This window comes from Paraburkholderia sp. J67, from assembly GCF_905220265.1.
In the GTDB taxonomy this organism is placed as follows: Bacteria; Pseudomonadota; Gammaproteobacteria; order Burkholderiales; family Burkholderiaceae; genus Paraburkholderia.
In genome coordinates this window covers 1-18,793 of sequence record NZ_CAJMZK010000028.1, presented here as the reverse complement: position 1 = coordinate 18,793, position 18,793 = coordinate 1, and the positions used below count along the sequence as shown (strand labels likewise).

General features: G+C 58.9%; 9 protein-coding genes. 4 read left to right on the top strand and 5 right to left on the bottom strand.

Annotated features, from left to right (window positions below; translation table 11 throughout):
* Window positions 1-155: 155 nt before the first annotated feature.
* From U5782_RS33195 to U5782_RS33180, 4 genes are read right to left on the bottom strand one after another with little or no spacing between them, the layout of a single operon-like run.
* On the bottom strand, window positions 156-1,502 hold the full coding sequence (locus U5782_RS33195) for a hypothetical protein (protein WP_322048087.1): 1,347 nt from the start codon (window positions 1,500-1,502) through the stop codon (window positions 156-158).
* On the bottom strand, window positions 1,499-7,810 hold the full coding sequence (locus U5782_RS33190; RefSeq protein ID WP_322048086.1) for an AAA domain-containing protein: 6,312 nt from the start codon (window positions 7,808-7,810) through the stop codon (window positions 1,499-1,501). The genes U5782_RS33195 and U5782_RS33190 overlap by 4 nt, the downstream gene beginning before the upstream one ends.
* 17 nt (window positions 7,811-7,827) lie before the next feature.
* Window positions 7,828-8,472, bottom strand: a complete 645-nt coding sequence (locus tag U5782_RS33185) for a 4Fe-4S single cluster domain-containing protein (protein WP_322048085.1) — start codon at window positions 8,470-8,472, stop codon at window positions 7,828-7,830.
* Between the two features lie 3 nt (window positions 8,473-8,475).
* On the bottom strand, window positions 8,476-10,299 hold the full coding sequence (locus U5782_RS33180) for an AAA family ATPase (protein WP_322048172.1): 1,824 nt from the start codon (window positions 10,297-10,299) through the stop codon (window positions 8,476-8,478).
* A gap of 796 nt (window positions 10,300-11,095) precedes the next feature.
* Here U5782_RS33180 and U5782_RS33175 point away from each other — a divergent pair.
* Window positions 11,096-11,512 (top strand): CBS domain-containing protein, encoded by a 417-nt coding sequence (locus U5782_RS33175; protein ID WP_322048084.1) that lies wholly within the window; start codon window positions 11,096-11,098, stop codon window positions 11,510-11,512.
* Window positions 11,513-12,530: 1,018 nt separating this feature from the next.
* Here the strand turns inward: U5782_RS33175 and U5782_RS33170 are convergent.
* Window positions 12,531-13,229, bottom strand: a complete 699-nt coding sequence (locus tag U5782_RS33170) for a TetR/AcrR family transcriptional regulator (protein WP_322048083.1) — start codon at window positions 13,227-13,229, stop codon at window positions 12,531-12,533.
* A gap of 149 nt (window positions 13,230-13,378) precedes the next feature.
* Here U5782_RS33170 and U5782_RS33165 point away from each other — a divergent pair, with 149 nt between their 5' ends.
* From U5782_RS33165 to U5782_RS33155, 3 genes are read left to right on the top strand one after another with little or no spacing between them, the layout of a single operon-like run.
* Window positions 13,379-16,132 (top strand): FAD-dependent monooxygenase, encoded by a 2,754-nt coding sequence (locus U5782_RS33165; protein WP_322048082.1) that lies wholly within the window; start codon window positions 13,379-13,381, stop codon window positions 16,130-16,132.
* Window positions 16,133-16,146: 14 nt separating this feature from the next.
* Entirely contained in the window at window positions 16,147-16,998 is an 852-nt protein-coding gene (locus U5782_RS33160; RefSeq protein ID WP_322048081.1) for an alpha/beta fold hydrolase, read from the top strand.
* An 11-nt stretch (window positions 16,999-17,009) separates the two neighbouring features.
* Entirely contained in the window at window positions 17,010-18,617 is a 1,608-nt protein-coding gene (locus tag U5782_RS33155; protein WP_322048080.1) for a bifunctional 3-(3-hydroxy-phenyl)propionate/3-hydroxycinnamic acid hydroxylase, read from the top strand.
* Window positions 18,618-18,793: the final 176 nt, after the last annotated feature.

The window sequence follows — 18,793 nt, the reverse complement described above, 5'->3', positions numbered from 1 at the left end:
GGTCGTGAGTGGGCGGTGTCGTTTCGAACCGCTGAATTTACAACTCAAGTCCGCGGTTCGGCAGCAAACGCGCGAGACGTTATCCATGCGTTTACCTTGGCTACCATTAGTGAGATGCTAGGTTTCGAGGGGGCGCCGGGTCGTCAGATCCCGGGCTAGGAGCCCTGATATGTATTTCGCTGACCAATATCTGCCTGTCCTTGTGAACTATCTTCAACAAACTTCAGAGGTACCTGTCCCACGCCCATGGCGCGCTCAATTAGCAAATTGTCTCCATGCTCTGCGAGGAGCGCTTGAAGTTTGCCGAAGTCTCCACACCAGATAGTCTCGACATCCTTGTCGCGAGTCGCGTCGCGGTTCGCACTCAGCGCAACTGCGCGCACCTGTAGCCGGCTAGCTTGCGCCTGTCCGCCAACTTCGACTCCGTAGCCCGGTAGCGAGGGCTTCTTGACGACAATGCGTCCCTCGTTGGCCCAAGCGGTTGACATGCCTTCGTGGACTTCATACCCCAGTCGCGACAGGCCCTGAAGAATGGCCGCCCGACGCGCTTGGGCAGCTTCACGTTGTTGCTCTGCGACGATTGCATTCTTGCAGTCTTCGAGAAGCGCTGAGACCGCTTCGATAGACTCGAGGTCGTCACAGCGCTGGACCCTCGCGAGGATCGCCTTCGCTCCATCGCTATCGTGCGTGCGGAGTTCCGCAACCAGTTCTTGAATTTCCGCGAGCACAGCGAGGCGTTTGCGTGAGCGCGAGACCGCATCGGACAGGTCCAGAATCAAGCTATCCAGCAGGAGATTGCGCCGGGCCTCGACGGGTTCGGCCTCGATGACGCCCAGACGCGATGTGAATGCCGTAGTTTCCTCGGCCGCGAGGAATACGTGAGCTTCCGCGATCTGCCTGTCGACCCGAGCCAATTGAGGCGGGACGACCGTCTGTGCGGCTTTCCAGCTCTCAACGCTTTGTACCTTTTGGTCGCCGAGCAAGCGGCTTGCGAGTTGCCGCTGTGCTTCACTGACCTCACGAGGAGCGCCGTCGGGGATCAGGGCAAATGCGCGCGCGAGGAGGGCGTCTGCGTTGGCAAACTCTCCACCGTTTGCGATTTGCTTCAGTTGCGACTCCAGCTCCGCTGGGACGTCCACATTTTTCGACTTCAGCGAGTGAAGAAGCGTGCTCGCATTGTCCCGGCCTTGCCGTCGACGCTTCTGGGCCTGCTCAGCCTTGTCGACCGCGAGCATTCGCCGACGCTTAAGGTCGGCGTGAAGGAATGCGATTTCCTCCGGTACACGCTTTTGCAGGTCGAGAAATGCGTCAGTCGCAATCAGTGCCGCGAGCGCTTGCCGACGCGCATGCGTCGCATCGATTTCGGATTGCGCAAGTTCTCCGATGCGCTTGCCGGCTGCGGTCCACGCCGAGATTGCCTGATCAAGGCGCTGCAAATGGCCTTCGCATATCGCGAGAATTTCCTCGCGAGTCACGATTCGCACGACTTTCGGGCCGCTCATGCTGTGACCTCCATGGCCAGTGCAGATTCCACTGCCGCCTTCAGGCGAGCTCGTTCGCCTTCCGGGTCGTGATACCACGATTGCGACGACACGCGATGAAGCGTGGGAATCGCGCGGCTCAGAACCGATGGGCGCCAGATTTCCCGTGCCCGGGCATGGCGCAGCAGCGGGTTGCGGGGTGCATCGCATTCGATGCCGATGGCGTACAGCCCGGTCTCCGGATTCGCAATGGCGAAGTCGAGTCCGAAGGCATCACCCTCCTGTGCAGGCACCGGGGAGAGGCCAAGGCTGCGGAGAAACGCCAGCACATCACTTGCGAACCCGTCGGGTGCGCCATCCTGCTGGATTTTGCCGTGCGCCCGTTCGCTCGTCATGCGCCCGAGCAGCGCACGCCCGGTCTGTAGCTCGCCATTCGACATGGCGCGTGCATATTCCATATAGCCTTGAAGGTAGTCGCGTGGAATCGCTGGCTTACGTTGGGTGTTCAGCATGTCGGAGATGTCGCGAATCGGCATGGAGGTCACGAGGACCACCTTTTTGCGTGCCCGAGTGACGGCCACGTTCAGACGGCGCTCGCCGCCTTTCTGGCCGAGTACGCCAAAGGCGCGACGGAATGCGCCTTGTCCGTTTCGACCGAATGTTGTCGAGAAGACAATGACATCGCGCTCATCACCCTGGACGTTTTCAACGTTCTTGACGAAGACGGACATGTCCTCGCCGCTGTCCACACGGTCGCTTTCTTCGCGGTATGCGGTGCGGAATGCCTCGTCGGTCTCGGCTCGCAGCTCAAGACGCTCCTCGATGAGGTCGGCCTGCTTGCGGTTGAACGTCACGACGCCGATAGACGGGCGCTCTGCATATGGCAATTGCCAGACTTCGGCAAGGTAATCGACGACGCGGTCCGCTTCATCTGAGTTCGTTTGCTGCTCGTAGAGGCCATTGACCTGAATGAGCTCAATCGGCTTGACCTCGCGGACGGTCGCATCAGGGTGACGGACCGGCACGCTGAGGTTGTTCTCGTAGAAGGCGGAATTCGAGTAGCCGATGAGCTCGCGATAGGCCGAGCGATAGTGGATTTGCAGCGTCGAGGCCGGCAACGCCGTCCGCGCCAGTTGCAGAAGGTCAGGGCAGTCCTTGATTTCGCGGCGATTCCACGTGTCTTCGAAGAGCTCGCGTTCTTCTTCGGTTGCGTCCTCGTCGGGCTGATCGCCGTCAAAGACCTCCGCCTCATCGCTGTCCGTTCTCCCCGAGAAGAACGCCGTCGGCGGCATCTGCTTTTCGTCGCCGCTGACGACGGAAAGGGTGCCCCGGAACAGCGTCGGGATTGCGTATTCGACGGGCATCTGCGACGCCTCGTCGTAGACGACCGAGTCGAACAGATTGGACTTCAGTGGCAGGACGCGGCTCGCAACATCGGGATTCATCAGCCACACCGGACGCAAAGCCATGAGACCGAGACTGGCACCCATTTCAATGAATTCCCGTAAACGCCGTGAGCGCCGGCCAGTCAGGCGTGTCACGTCGTCCCAGTCTCTCTGCGCGCCGAGCCGGCTGCGTTCAATGCCATTGCGAAGGACTTCGCGGTTAAGCCGGCGCATTTCTTCGTCGGCGGCGGCGAGCGCAGCAATCTTCGCCGAAGTTTCCGTCTGGTCGAGCAGCAGTTCCGGCGTTTCCTGCTCCATGCGCCGCTTCCAGCCCAGACGTGCCTCGCGGTTGGTCATCCGGCGGACTTCCAAGTCGAGGTCCTCAGGCGGAACACCGGCGAGCGTCGCCTCGTGCGTACGCATCACGGCAAAGACTTCGAGTGCTTCAGGCGTGACGTGCTTCGAGCGTGTCCTGAACTGCTGGTAGGCGGCGAGCGTCGGCAACGCATCATGGATGCGATTGAGCGGTGCCTGGTAGCTGATGTTCTCCGCGATGGCTCGCCGGCAAGCATCGGCGAGTTCGCCAGAAATCCACTCATCAAGTAGCTGGAGTGCTTGCAGACTGTGCTGGCGCGCATGGTGGCGCACGAACGCCGTTTCAAAGCCGTCGAGCAACTGCTCGACCGGCGCGCGGTCACCGGTGAGCACCGCTGAATCGAACTCATCGCCGCGCGGGGCGATAGCGAGGTGTTGCGCAAGCTCCCGAACTTCTTCGAGCTGGCGAAGGCGCGTCAAACATTCATCGGCCAGCGCCGGGCCACACGTCGGATCAACCGTGTCCAGGTGCAGGGCGCGGCTGATGGTATCCAGCGCCAGGCGCTTCGGTCGCCAGTTGAGCTCAAGGCGGGCAGCGGCAAGCAGCTTGACCAGTGTTTCGTCGGTGGCCGGTGCGCCGCAACCAGTCGCGAACTTCATCAGCTTGCCGCGACGGATATAAGTGGCGGGGTTCAGGCGACTGAAAAAAGTCGGTGCTTTCGTCGCCAGTGTGGCACGCGACTCGATTTCACGCAGTTCGGTTTCCGGCGCACGGGCGAGGGCCGGAGACAGCTGGCTATCGAAGGCTGTCCCGTCAACCGCCAGAAGCGCGCGATGCAGCGCTTTCAGGCCGGTGTAATGACGATGACCCTCCGCGTTGGCATCGTCCGCCGGACGGAAAAGCGGCAGCCATTTGGCCAGGCGTTTGCGTTGTGTCTCGTCGAGGGCGACGAGGCGACTGGCATTCGCATCGAGCCACGCGCGATACGGCGCAGGGTCATCGACGTCAAAACGGGCCGGATGCGCTGCCAGCGTTTCGATGCGCAGGCGCTCCGCTTCACAGAACGCGGCGAAAATGGCGGTGAATTCTTCGATTGTCGCCCGATCGGTCGCGAACGACTTCAACTGTACGAGCGCGCTGCCTTCGAATTTTGCGGGGAGCCAGTATCGGGCGAGTGGCGCGCATTGCTCTTCAAGCGTGGTGAGCGCGGAGATATCGAGTGCAGAGAGCTTTGTGCGCAACTGAGGCACGCTGACCGGCGGCTCGCCGGCCTCCAGCTTGATCAGTTCGCCAAGAAGAACACGATAGCTCAGTCCTGTCGACTCATCGACGCGGTGGATAGCCTCGTGCTGGCGGTCCAGTTCGCCCTCCAGCGTCTCGATCCGCGCTGCCATGCGCTCGCGTTGACGCACCCAGCCGTTGTCGAAATTCGAGCCACGGAAAATCGCATCGAGTTGCTCGCGCACCGCGCGGATCGTCGGTTCGCGGTCCTTGTTGACGTCATTGACCATGACGATGCGGTCGCCTAGGCCTTCGGCGACAAGACGCTTATGTACCACCTCCAGTGCTGCGTGCTTCTGGCAGACAATCAGAAGGCTTTTTCCACGTCCGATGGCATCCGAGACCATGTTGACAATGGTCTGTGACTTGCCGGTTCCGGGTGGCCCTTCAACCAGAAGGCCGGGGCCTTGCCGTGCCTGTAGAACGGCGGATTCCTGCGACGGGTCGCTCGCAACGGTCAGGAAGCGCTCGAGTTCCGTGCCTGCCGCTTCGGATTGCTCGTAGGCCGACTTGTCTTTCAGACGGAGCATCGACTCAAGCGCGGTCCCCGATGGCGACAGCACTTTCAGCTGGCGCAAATCCTCGCCAATGGCCTGTCCGATGAACGTGACGTGGAAAAGCACACCTGAACAGGCGAGACGCATCTCGCCCACAGGCACTTCCACACTCGGCGAAGGCAGGGAGCTGACCTGCCGACGCTCTGCGTTGGCGAGCATACCGAACGCGTCCATGACATCAGTAGCCTTGAGCGCGGAGCGGCCCAGTACATCATCTGCTACCGCGCGCCAGGCCTTGATTGCGTCGCGCCCTAGCAGTCCTTCAAGAGCGGGGTTCAGGCGAACTTCTTCGCGTTCTCCGTCGAAAGCGAGCGCCACCTGACCGCGCGTGCCCAGCTCCATAAGAAGTTTGACAGGCCACAGCAACACCGGCGCAATGCGCGGGCGCGAGTTGCTCCGCGTATCCTTGTAAACAAGAAACGGGAAGCCGAGATAGAGGCCGTCGATACCCGTGTCCCGTTTGTAGAGGGAGGTCTGACGGTAAAGCGCGTTGAGCCGGCCTTCGAGCGTGACGTTGGCGCCGAAGATTGCCGGGTCGATGGACACCGCCTGCACATTGCGCTGTACCAGGTGCTCTATGAGCGCCGTGCTCGAATGGCGTTCGCCATGTAGTTCATGCACGTCAACGCGGCCGGTCGTCTTGCCGATCGTCATGCGCACGAGCGGGCCGCGCATGACGGCGGTTGCCACCTTCTTCTCGAAGAAGTCGAGAATCTGGGAAACATACTGCTGCTTCTGGGGCTCAAGCCATTGCTCTGCCGGCACCGACAGCAGGACGATGGCTTCGTGCAGCGCCAGTCGGCGCTCCAGCCGGAATTGCTCGGCCCATTCGTCGATAGTTTGATTGCCGGTGCGCGAGAAGCCTTCGATACGCTCGTCGATTTTGCGGAAAAGCTCGATGCGCGACAGGGCCAACTCGGTTCGGGCTGCTTCGCGGTCGAAGGCAAGAATCTGTTCACTCTGCGCGAGAGTCGACGCCTGGTCGAGAATCTCTTCAACTGAACGGAATTGACTGATGGCGGCGCTCAGAAGAACGATGAGGTCTTCTTCGCTGATGACACGCCGTTCTGCCAGCGAAAGCAGTCCCGGGTGTGTCGAGTCCGGGAAGAGCAGGCGCTTTTCCTCCCACTGTGCCGACAGACGTGCACGGGACGTCGACAGCATGCTGACACGGGCTGTGTCTTCGTCGAGCTCGATGCTGTGATTGTGGGCACGCTGCCGGACTTCCTCGGCACGCGCACGAAGACGGGAGAGCCACGTTTCCGTCTCCAGCCGGTCGAGGAAGGTCGGTACCGAGCCGGTAATCAGGTCGTAGCCTTCGAGCGGGTTCTGCAACAACCAACCCGGCGTGACGATTTCGCCCCGGATGATCAGCGGCATCTCGGGATTGAGCAGCTTCAGCGCAATCATGAGGCGGCAGTCTTCGTCCGCCTCTTCGAGTCGCGCGGCCTGCCGGAGCCCGGCGAGCGTTTTGGTACTGACGCCAGCCTCTTCGGCCCAGGTGACGAGTGCGCCACGGCTCAGATGCTCACGTGCTTCTTCCCAATTCTCCCGTTCGGCGGCGGCGAGCGCGAAGACAGTCGGCTTATGGTATTGCTTCGCGCCGAGCGCAATGCTCGCGCCTTCAGGCGTGTCGGATTCCGACGTCGCCGCAGAAGGCGCATCAACCGGTTCTCCGTTGAGCCATGCTTTGACCTGTGCCCATTGCCAGCGCTGGTGACGGTCGCGCGCCAACAGTCCACGTAACAGCAGATGCAGTGACGGGTCGAGGTCGTCCGGCAGCCTGACGCCGTTGGACAGGACGTGAATGAGGAACGCGTGAGGGTTGATGCCTTCAAAGCAGCGACCTTCAGTCAACTGCTCGAGCAGAATCATCCCGAGACTCCACCAGTCGGAGGCGGCTGCAACGCCTCCAGCAATGGCTTCGGGAGCCATGTATCGCGTAGTCTCCAGCGGCGAGACGATGTCGAGGTCGAACTCGGACAAGCGGGCCGAGCCGAAGCCGCTGATTACAAGGTCGAGCGGTTCGCGGCTGCGAACGAGCAGGGTGCCGGGCCGCAAGTCGCGATGGCGCAGGCCTGCCTCCGAAAACGAATGCAGAGCCTGCCCAAGTTCGTCGACCACATGGCGAATCGTTGCAAGATCGCGCACGGCGATGCCCACGTCCGCGAGCGTTCCGCCGCTGAGTTCTTCAGCGACTTCGTACGCGCGTCCATCCCAGCGGCCCGTCGCGATGATTTCCGGTACGTGCTCGCGCGGCAGGCGTTTGACCACGTCGTAGACAGATGGGTCGGGCTCGGCGCCTTGCCGGTAAAGCGTCAAGACAGCCTGGCGATTGGTATCGCAATGTTGGGCGATATAACGTTCGCGAACGCCGTCCGTGCTGGAAATCTGACGCATCAAACGCCAGCCTTCGATCTGCGTCTCAGCGGCTGGCGGCGTCGGCTCCACGCCAGGCGGGGGCGAAGTACCTTCCGATACCTCGGCCTGACCGCCCGTCGACTGGGCCGCCGGATCTGCGCCGCACTCCAGGCACATCAGATCCCCGTCGTTCATCGGGTGGCCGTTTGTGCACTGGATCTGGCTATTTGGAGGTCGCGCTTGCCCGGCGGCTGCTTCGTTCAGGCTGGTAGCCAACTCGGCCGTCAAGACTTCTTGTGGCCTCCAGCCATTTTCACGAATCGGCTGACTGGACAAGTCCCAGTTGCACTGGGCTCCACTTACGGTGCCTTCGCAATAGAATTCCTGAACAGTCCGCTCAGTCTTGCAGTTGGGGCAAAAACGCATCATTGCTGACATTTCCTGTCTTATCTGATTCTCGCCTTGTCGGCGCTGATCCGGACTTCGTGGCCCTGATCAATCAATAGGTCTCTCAAACGCTGAAAGTCATTCCGGTTCGGTATCCCCGCGAACCAGACGCTTCCGTCTTCATCAAACATGACGTCCAGTGACTTGTCGCTTTCGACAAGTCCCCGCTCGTAGACGCCAAATCGAGCTTGTCCAGCTTCTGTCAAAAGATGAAGCCGCTGGTTATCGCTTCCGCGTAACGGTCGCGTATGTGGTGTCTGTATCTCAAACGGATCAGTGATGAGTGCATCGATCAATCCGTCCATTCCAGCGAGCGTGTCCGTCAGCGCTTCAAACGCATGCCCGCTATATACGAGAATGTCTCCGCGCCATCGGCTTCTCAGCGCGGACAGCAGGGCGGATAACGCGTCGGGTTGCTCGAACGGCTCGCCGCCGGAAATGGTGACACCCTCGGCATGAGGCAGCCAGTTCACAAGCTGTTCCATTACCATCTGGACGGTAGTCTCGCCGCCCGTGTTTGCCCACGTGTCCGCAGAGATACAACCGGGGCAGCGAATGCTGCACCCCTGGAACCAGATCCCGATGCGCTTTCCCGGTCCGAGGCTCGTGACGGGGAAATGCAGGCGCGAAATCCGGATATCCATGGGTTACAGCTTTTCCAGATGGAACACGCCAGTGTCAATGCCGGTGATAGCAAAACGGTCGCCCGGCTTTGCATCGTGGTCGAAAAGGCCGCGTGCCAGCGGATTGATGAGTCGAGCCTCAATCTGGTTTCGGATCCCGCGCCCGCCGTTGGACAAATCAGCCAGGCATTGACGTCGCAGAGCGTCCAGCGATTCGCCCTTCAACTCGACCGCCACCTCCTGGGTATGGATGTCATCGAGGACGGCACGTACCATCTGCTCGAATATCTCGTGCGCAATGTCTTCCCGGATGAAATCGAAGACGATGACGTTCTCGCCGATGCGGTTCAGTATTTCCGGGCGGTTCAGCACGAGTTTGAAGTGCCGCTGGATTTCACTGAGCACCTTCTCCTGGACCTCATCGAAGTCCTCGCCGGGCAGCACGTTCGGCACGCGAGCGCCGAACTCATCCTGACGATAGATGCCAAGGTTGGACGTGAAGATGATCAGCGCTTCGGAGAAGTAGACGCGGTCGCCGCGCCCTGATGTCAGCACACCGTCGTCCAGGATCTGGAGGAACTTATCGAGAATGCGTGGGTGCGCTTTCTCGATTTCGTCGAACAGCACGACACTAAAGGGCCGCTCGCGGATGGCGTTGGTGAGTTCGCCGCCGACGTCATAGCCGACGTAACCAGGCGGCGCGCCAATGAGGCGCTGGTCAGCGTGCTCGGCGCTGAATTCCGACATATCAAAGCGGATGTATGCGCTTTCGTCGCCAAACAACAAGCTCGTAATCGTTTTCGCCAGTTCGGTTTTGCCAACGCCGGTGGGGCCCGCGAGGAAGGCAACGCCGCGCGGGCGGTTGCCCTTGCGCTGTGAACCCACACCCGTCATTGCGCGTTTGACGAGATCCAGCATGTGCGTGACTGCGTGCGACTGGCCTTTGACGCGCTGGCGGACAGTTGCCTCCGCGTTGCGTATCTTGTCGCGGTTAATCTGCAGCCAGGGGTCTTCGGTTACGCCAACCTTGTACCGCCGGACTGCGTCGGCGATTTTATCCACGGTGACACCTTCGACCCGTGCGAGTGTCGCAATGGCGTTCATATCAGCGAGGAGAAGGCCTTCGCTGCCGTCAACAAAAGCCTTGTTGGCATCCGCGAGCATCTCCGGCGACGCTTGCGGCGCACCGGGAACGCCGCGCAGGAGCGCGGAAGACAGGGAGCTTCGCGCAATGCTGTCGGGCTTCGAAACCGGGATGTGACGGATGCGCGGATTATCGATGAGCATCCAGTCGGGAAGGTCTCCCTCTTTGTCGACTACCCAAACAACCGTGTTAAAAAACGGCCGTCGGTGCTGGCCGGCGGGGCGGGGAGCGACCGTGTGCGCCAGTACGAGCGCGCGCGTGAAAAGGTTGTGCTCGGCGGCGGTCAGCGATTCTGTCCGAACCGCCAGTCTCGAGGCGAAATCCACCACAAGTGCGACAGGTTCGCCGGATAGCGTGGTGAGGCGCTCGATACAGGCCGTCAATGCATCCAGACCGCCAGGCGCGGTGCCCTCGACCGCCGTGAGACCTAGGCGTCGCAGGGTATCTTCTGCCGACTCAGTTTGCGGTACATGGCTGTCAGGGACAGTAAATCCGGAGACAGGGTTCCACACAACGACCTGCTGATACCCCTCTGCGCGCAGGTTTAAGCTCAACATGCTCACAAGCGGCTGTGCTGTGACCACGTCTTTCGCGATTTCGCAGGCTTGTAGGTCTCGGACATTTCCCGAGAGAACGAACTGGCTTTTTAAAGGGAGAAATCGCAACAGATCCCGTAACCAACGGGGCTTTACATAGGCGGACATGGTTGCAGCAATCGCGTGAGCAGAAAGCAAAACGTTACCATAAGCCAAAGTAGTGAATATGCGTTTTGAATGGGTTTGTGCATTTTCGGTAAGGCAAATCGGCACAAAGGTGCAGCCAAGGTTCAAACTCACGGAAGAATATCGCTGCTAGCTCAAGCTAAGGTTGCCGGTAGTGCACCCTAGGGCACCGTAGATAGCATCGCCATTGGACAGTCATCAGTACGACTTGGTCGAGAGCCGTGTTGCGCAGTGTCGCCTGGCGCTGCGCGGGGTTTCCCATGCGTCTTGCCCCTTAGAAACGCTCGTTGGAAGTCTACGCCGTAGGCATTTGGCCGCCGTCCCATGGGCAGCGGGCAATACAAATAACGGTTCCCTCCCCCCAAAAAAAAGCGATAGCGAACATATTGTGAAATTCTTGGGAGTTTGAAGCTTTTAAATTCAAAAGAAGAGGTTTTTAATATGGAGTAGCGAGTCGCTTTATTCTTTTGGCGCGGGCATTCACGGTGTACGGCCTGCACGAGGCGCCATCATGGGAAGAGGTGTGACGGATTCGCAAATAAGCCGAGCTCAACGCGCCTTGGGCGCGTAATTCCGAGGTCGCTGAAAGAGCGGCCAACTCCCCCTGCGCCATCTGTGTAGGGGGAACTCGGTGGTAGAGTTTGCAGGGAAGGCGAAGCTGAGACGAGGCTTAAGCAACCTCAGATGCGCACAAGAGCAATGGAATCACGACACTGGTCGGTTCGGCCACTTGTGATTCCAACTATTAACGGATATGCGGAAGCAAGGAAGTTGAACGATGAAAATGGCAGACCTCATGACGACGCGCGTTGTCACGATTGGTTTTGACGACAGCCTTGAGACCGTCAGGGAGATCTTTGAGCAGACCGGCTTCCATCACGTGCTGGTGGTTGAGGACAGAAAGCTGCAGGGTGTCGTTTCCGACCGTGACCTCCTGCGCGCGCTAAGCCCATTCATTGACAGTGTGGTCGAGACGAAGAGGGATCTAGGTACGCTCAGCAAGCGGGTTCATCAGATCATGAGCAGAAAGCCGTTTACGCTAGGAGCGGACGCCGGAATCGCCGACGCGATTCAGTTGTTCCTAAAGAATTCGATATCGTGCATCCCCATTGTGAATGACGAATTTATCCCTGTCGGAATCGTCAGCTGGAGGGATATTCTGCGTTCCTTCCCGGTGCAACAATCTACCGAATAGTCTGCGTTCGACTCCGGTACCGTAGTGACAGGGCGCTGGCGGGTCGAAGGCGGCCTTCTGATAGGCGCGGCCGGGGTTGCCTGAATGAACAGGCTCTATAACGTGGTTGCCTCGGCAACACCCGCCATGCGGGTCCCGCTGCACGTCTCCACGAGGCGCGGTCAAGAGCTCATTCGCCCGCAGACCCGCTGCATAGCCGCAATCCAGTACGAAACGCCAGAGCGGTGAGCGACGAAGGTCGGGAAGTTCCGCGGGGTGGCCAGGGCAGCGGGCGATTCTGCGGATGGTCCGTTTCCGGATCCGATGGCCGGTCGAGTCGCTGCCGATGCAGGGCGACTTTCATAATCTCCGTTTAGGTCGCGCAGACCGCATTGGCGATAAGCGGATTTATCGCAAACGGCGTCTTCGTCCATCGGGTGACTTCGCTGATGTCCGACGGAATCGGGGTGGAAAGGGCATACCGAAGGAGCGGCGGAGCAGGGCGTAACGGGAGGGGCAGGCGGTCACTTTCCGGAATGGCGCGTGCCCCTGACGCAAGGAAGGCCGGCTCGTCGCGACTGAACATCCGGGAGCCACGACAAATTCCGTTACCACGGCTACCTTGCAGGAGGCTAGAGGAAGTAGCGTACGGGGCAGCGGTGAGCCCGCTTTCAGTGCATCGACACTGGCGCGGAATGACTCGAAAGGCTACAACTCAGCGTGATGGGCCGTAAGCGATTCCGATTGTCCGCCGGATCTATTCGGGCAGTCGTCGCCCGACTTTTGCATGTGGGATGAATACACTGCGCATTCGACCGACCGACTGCGACCGTGTGCTGCAGTTGTGTTTCCAGTGCATCAGCGTTCCGATACGGGTTGGGCATCGTGTCGTGGGCGAGAAGTCGAACCGGACTTGGTATGGCTGGGGGCGACTTTGTCTCGTGCCTTAGCGGCGGGCCAAGTCGATCGGCAATCAGACAACTGCGGCGATTTGCGAAACTCGCCGGAACAAGGCTCAAAATTTCAAAATGCTGTTCAGTCAAACCAGGTTGCCTACGTAGTCGTTTCCCGTATGCTGAGTTCGATGCAAGAGGCTCTGATTGGGGGGCGTGATCGCATCCACCTTGATCGACGACAGTGCCCGCGCTGTCGTCCTTTTTACTCCTAGCCCCATTAGCAAGCCAGCGACCACATCAGAACAATAGGCCTCGTCAATCTGGCCTTGTGAGATGCGCATCAGTGCGATCAGAGTCCCCCCAGCAACCAGGTCGACAGCACTCTGCGGCGACATAACTTCCATCTTCCCCGCGGCGCTTGCCGCCTCGATATGAGGCGGCAACAAGTCGTAAATCAGGTTGTGCGGAGTCGTTACGGTGTTGCCTGCGGCAACGACGAAACGCGCAAACTGGGGGTATTTGCGGGCTATCTGCAAATAGAGGGTAATACCAGAGGCAATACGCTCCGCGGGGTCACTAATTCCAGTGACGCGTTTTTCAATGAGCATGATTGTCTCATTCGCGAGTTCAGCCCCTATCGCATTCAAGAGTTCTGCCATGGAACTGAAATGCCCATAGAAGCCGCCTCGTGAAACGTCGGCGGCTTCCATCACATCGTTGATCTGACTGCTTTCGATTCCTTTCTGACTGACCACGAACATGGCGGCTTCGATGAGTCGCCGGCGCGTCTTCTCGCGTCGTTCCGCGTTGACTCGTGGTCGATGATCGATGGCTTGGGGCACTTCTCGCTCCTTGTACAAATCGATAAATCCGACAGTTTGTCGATTCGACAAATGTGTCGAACTTGGTGTCCATTGTGCCACCTCTCCGGGTTAACGACAAATGTGTCGAATCGACAAACATGTCGTAATGACAACAATCTCACTCATCCATGCCCGACAACAACGTGCATCACGATGAGCTCAAACTGGAAAAGCGAATTGCGACGAAGGAGACTTTGATGAGCAGTGGCGCGGAGGCAAAGGAATTCGGTAACACGGTCACTTATGACGCGCGCGTTGTGGTCGCCGGAGCGGGCCCCGTTGGTATGTGTACCGCAGTGGAACTGGCCCGTCGCGGACACAAGGTTATCGTGGTCGAATCGCGGGAGCAGGACACCCCCCCGAGTGCAAAGTGCAATACCGTCGCCTCTCGTACGCTTGAGGTATTTCGGCGCTTTGGCATTGCGGACGAAGTACGTGCCGGCGGGCTGCCTGACGACTTCCCGACAGACGTTGTCTTTTGCACCGCAATCGCGGGCAGCGAGATGGCGCGAATCAAGATGCCTTCGCGAGCAGAGCGCAATGACACCGGCTTTCCGGACAGCCACTGGCGAACGCCCGAATCACAGGTCCGTATTTCCCAGCTGTACCTTGAGCCAATCCTGTCGTCCCTTGTACACCGTACGCCAGGCATAACTGTGGTGTACGGCACGTCTGTCGAGTCCTATCAACAGATCGGGGACCACGTGATCATTTCGTGCCGTCGAAGCGACGGTACCGGTTTGACTTTGCGCTCCGACTATTTCGTCGGCGCCGATGGCGGCAGAAGTACCGTACGCAAGGTTATGGGCGTGCGGCTCGTCGGTGCGGCCGAACTTGCCCGGACACGCACTTCGCTCATCCGGGCTCCTGGACTGAACACACTTTGGGGTAGTCGTCGTCCCGCATGGATGAGCTGGATTGCGAATCATAAAGTTCGTGGCAATGTTGTTGCCATCGATGGGAAGGACACGTGGCTAGTGCACCGAACGCTGCCCAATGGCATCAGCGATTACGAAACATTGGACCTGCACCAGTCCATTCGCGATGTGCTCGGAGTCGGCGAGGATTTCTCGTTCGAAATCCTGAATCACGAAGATTGGGTGGGGCGGCGGATGGTCGCTGAACGTTTACGTGATCGCAAGGTATTTCTTGCGGGTGATGCCGCGCATTTGTGGGTACCGTTCGCCGGCTACGGGATGAATGCAGGGATCGCTGACGGCGTCAATCTGGCATGGCTGCTGTCGAACGTCCTTGATGGCTGGGCCGCGCCGAAAATGTTGGACGCATTCGAGGCGGAAAGGCACCCGATAACTGAGCAGGTGTCGAGACTGGCGATGAAAAGCATGCTCGATATGGCTGAAACGCTCGGTAGAAATCCGGTTCCAGCTGCATTGAGTTCGCGCTTGAATCCAGTCGGAATTGCGATGCGCTCTGCAATAGGCACGAAACTGCATGATCTCAACGTGCCGCAGTTCGCCCCTGAAGGGCTGAATTTCGGCTACTACTATTCCAGCTCTCCCATCATTCAACACGATACGGACGAAGCGCCCACGTATTCAATGGGAGCCGTGACTGAATCCACGGTCCCCGGCTGCCGGCTGCCCCATTTTTGGCTTGGCAAAGGGCACTCGTTGTACGACGAGTTAGGCGCGGTGTACACGCTGCTGCGCTTCGACAGAACCGTAGATATTTCCCCGCTCGTTGCAGCCGCAGCCAACTCAGCTATGCCGCTGAAAGTCGTGGATCTCCAGAAGAGCGACGATCCTGTGTACCAGCATAAGTTGCTACTTGTTCGACAAGATCAGCACGTGGCGTGGCGGGGTAATGCTATCCCTTCGAATGTCGAAGAACTCATTGACTTGCTGTGCGGGCGGGGGAAGGTCGATTCGGATCGGGCGCTCCCCCATTCGTCGATCTTTGGAAAGTCCCGGCTAGGGTACGTCCACATCGAATCCAACCGCATTGCTGAATGGAGAAAGTTTGGCGCGGACGGACTGGGTATGCATGTGGACAGTGTTGACGGTGGGGCTCTCGCGTTTCGCCTTGATGAACATCAGCGGCGCATCATCGTTAGTCCCGGAGACGCCGAAGATGTCACTGCATTGGGAATTGAGCTGGGCGATGAACGGGTCCTTGCTGAAATCAGGAAGCGCCTCTCTGAACGCGGCATCAGCGTACGCTCAGGAACCGAGGATGAAGCCCGCGTGCGTGGCGTGGAGAGCTTCTGCACCTTCGATGGGCCTAAGCGTCTCAAGATCGATCTGTACACCCGGCCGGTGAAATCGCGCGAAGAGCTGCACATGCAAAGCAGCGGGTTCCGTACTGGAGCGGCTGGGATTGGCCACGTTGCAATCGTCACTCGCGAGCCTGAGTCGCTTCAGGCATTCTGGGAGACGATTTTCGACGCCCGTATCTCCGACCATATAGAGGACAAGGTTGGCGGGACGGTGATGGACTTCACGTTTCTGCGTCTCAATGAGCGCCATCACAGCGTCGCGGTCGCGGCGACCCGCGGCCGGCGTCTCGATCCGACACGCAACCGGATTCATCATCTGAACCTGCAGGTGGCAACGCTGGATGACGTTTCTGCCGCCTATCTTCGCTGTAGAAAGCTCGGTTATTCGATTGCGAATGCCATCGGCCAGCACCCGAATGACCTCGAACTGTCCTTCTACGTTGTCACGCCATCAGGTTTCGAAATGGAGCTCGGCTGGAACCCGATCGTCGTGGATGAAGCGTCGTGGCGCTCTACAACACATCGCGGTATCAGCCTGTGGGGCCATTTTCGCGAGAATCACTCACTGGGACTTACGCTCAAGCAGATGCGCCGCGCGATCAAATCGCTGAAAAACAAAGAATACGTTGTCAGTGTATCGAAATAAGAAAGGAGATAAGGATGGCTGAGTCTAAATTCGTCGAAGGTTCGTTTGAGGGCGCTCCGTGGTCGATTCACTATACCGTCGAGGGGAGTGGTCCTGGCTTGATCCTTCTGCACGGCGGCGGTCCAGGAGCAACGGGGGGCAGCAACTATAGCCGCAATATCAAGCCTCTCGCCCAGAGTTTCACCGTTTATGCGCTCGATATGCCTGGATGGGGAAAGTCATCCAAAAATTTGCAGATATTTGGCACACCGAATCCGTTCATGAATGGCGCACGGGCGTTGAAAGCATTTATGGATACGCTCGACATCGAGAAGGCACACCTGATCGGAAACTCTTACGGTGGTGCAGTTGCCTACTACATGGCGATGCAATTTCCCGATGCGGTGGATAGATTGGTAGCAATGGGACCCGGGGGCGCGTATATCGACGGGCAGGGGCCGACTGAGGGAATCATGCAGTTGCTTACGTACTATGCCGGGGAAGGGCCGTCACGGGAAAAACTGTCTGCATTCCTTCAAAATCTCGTATTTGACACGTCGGTGCTGACGCCGGCATTGATCGAGCAGCGATTCGAGGTCAGCAACGATCCTGAAATCACGGCGAACCCGCCTTTGACCCTGTCCGCAGGCGGGCCGCCACCGAGGCAGTTTTATTTGAGCGAGGATCCGCGCCTCAAAGCGCTGACGCATCGCTGCCTGCTAATTTGGGGGCAGCAGGACAAGGTCAATCTTCCCGCAGGCGCACTGAGCTTCGCAGGAGTTCCTAATCAGGACGTTGTGCTCTTCGCCAATTGTGGTCATTGGGCGCAATGGGAGCAGGCAGATAAGTTTAATCATCTCGTCACGTGGTTTTTGAAGCAGGCTTGAGCGCGCGTCCAATGAAAACCGGGCCCTTTGATTACGAAGTCGCGATCGTTGGTTATGGTCCAACAGGTGTGTCAGCTGCTAACTTCCTTGGCGCTTACGGCATACGATGCATTGTGTTGGAGCGCGATCGTGAGATCTATCCTCGCGCGCGAGCGGTCACTGTCAACGACTGGACCCTACGCTGCTTTCAATCTGTGGGCCTGGCAGACGGTCTGCTTGGCGTGATGGATCCAATGACGGAGATGCGATGGCGCACGTTCTCTGGCAAAGATCTCATACGCATGAAGGTGCCCGATGCAGAGATGGGGTTGCCGGTGGCGTCAATGATCTACCAGCCAGCGATGGAGCAGGTCTTGCGCCAGGGTGTCGATCGCTTCGCTTCCTGCATCGATGTGAGGTTCGGACAGGAGGTGACAGCACTTGAATCTACGGCGCTTGCTACGAAGGTAAATTTTCGTGATATCGAAACCAACGCGGAGGGCCAGGTTAGCGCGCGATACGTCCTCGCATGTGATGGCGGATCGAGTAACGTTCGCACGCAGTTGGGAATTGCATTGCAGGGATCAACCACCGACACGAAATGGGTCGTCATCGACGTGCGTGTAAAGCGCTGGTGGCCAGATCGTCATCTCCTGACATTTTGGTCTGACGCTGCGCGGCCGGTGGTCGACATCCCATTGGCGTTGGGGAACCATCGTTGGGAGTTTCCACTTTCTGCTCACGAGTCGGAGAAAGACTTTGCGACTCACGATCAATTGTGGCGGCTCCTCGCTACGATGGGCGTGACGCCAGACAACGTTGAGATACATCAGCACGCGTTCTACAAGCATCATGTCAGGCGCGCTGAGCGTTGGCGGTCCGGTTCAGTCTTCTTGCTCGGCGACGCTGCACACCTGATGCCGCCATGGGCGGGATCAGGCATGCAGTCCGGGATTCGAGATGCATTCAACCTCTGCTGGAAGCTGCGGGAAGTGTTGCGCGGCCGCCTGCCTGACACTCTTCTGGATAGCTATGAGGCAGAACGCGCCCCCAACGTGGCATTTGTTACGGCTGAATCTGAGCGGCTGGGGCGCATCATCAAACGTCAGATGACCACTGGTGAGAAGCTTGATGCGCTTCATCGAGTGTTATGCAAAAAACTCCATCTGCGCGAGCCGGTGCAGCCACTAACTGGCTTGCCCGCCATTGAGGCGGGCTGGATGAGCACTCGACCGCAAAAGACAAACGCGATCGGACAAATGCCACCGCAGCCTCGTGTCGCCGATGCAAGCGGTCGTCAGGCGCATCTGGACGATTTCCTTGGGGCAGGTTTTGTGTTGTTGGGCGATGGCATAAATCCGCAGGCACTGTTGTCCGACCCACAGAAAGCCGGATGGCTCGAACTGAATGCACGGTGCATCGCAGTGCGAGAGGGGGCGCAGGCAGCGACTTCCGAAGACGATCTGTTTGATCTCGACGGATCATTGTTGAAATGGATGCGGGCGCGAAATACGAAGTGCATTGCCTTGCGACCGGACCGTTTTGTTGCCGCCGCGGATGGCGCCCTGGACGTGCCAACGCTACCGTACCGATCGGTTCCTCAGTCGCTGATCGCGTCGAATGCGGTTTACTCGGACTGAATTTCACATTGAAGAAAGGAGAATCATCAATGTCAGATCGCAGTCTTGAGGCGCGGATTGCAGACCGCCTTCGCGAAGCTGAGATATTGCGCAAAGTGATCGAACCGGTGCGCGGGGAGATTGCGCTGGGCGGCATTCCGCTCGACGACATCGCCACGGCCTACGCCGTGCAACAA

Bases quoted from the DNA above. Each gene is read 5' to 3' on its own strand.
- U5782_RS33160 (WP_322048081.1), top strand. From the start codon at position 16,147: ATGGCTGAGTCTAAATTCGTCGAAGGTTCGTTTGAGGGCGCTCCGTGG.
- U5782_RS33180 (WP_322048172.1), bottom strand. From the start codon at position 10,299: ATGTCCGCCTATGTAAAGCCCCGTTGGTTACGGGATCTGTTGCGATTT.
- U5782_RS33190 (WP_322048086.1), bottom strand. From the start codon at position 7,810: ATGATGCGTTTTTGCCCCAACTGCAAGACTGAGCGGACTGTTCAGGAA.
- U5782_RS33175 (WP_322048084.1), top strand. From the start codon at position 11,096: ATGAAAATGGCAGACCTCATGACGACGCGCGTTGTCACGATTGGTTTT.
- U5782_RS33195 (WP_322048087.1), bottom strand. From the start codon at position 1,502: ATGAGCGGCCCGAAAGTCGTGCGAATCGTGACTCGCGAGGAAATTCTC.
- U5782_RS33155 (WP_322048080.1), top strand. From the start codon at position 17,010: ATGAAAACCGGGCCCTTTGATTACGAAGTCGCGATCGTTGGTTATGGT.
- U5782_RS33185 (WP_322048085.1), bottom strand. From the start codon at position 8,472: ATGGATATCCGGATTTCGCGCCTGCATTTCCCCGTCACGAGCCTCGGA.
- U5782_RS33165 (WP_322048082.1), top strand. From the start codon at position 13,379: ATGCCCGACAACAACGTGCATCACGATGAGCTCAAACTGGAAAAGCGA.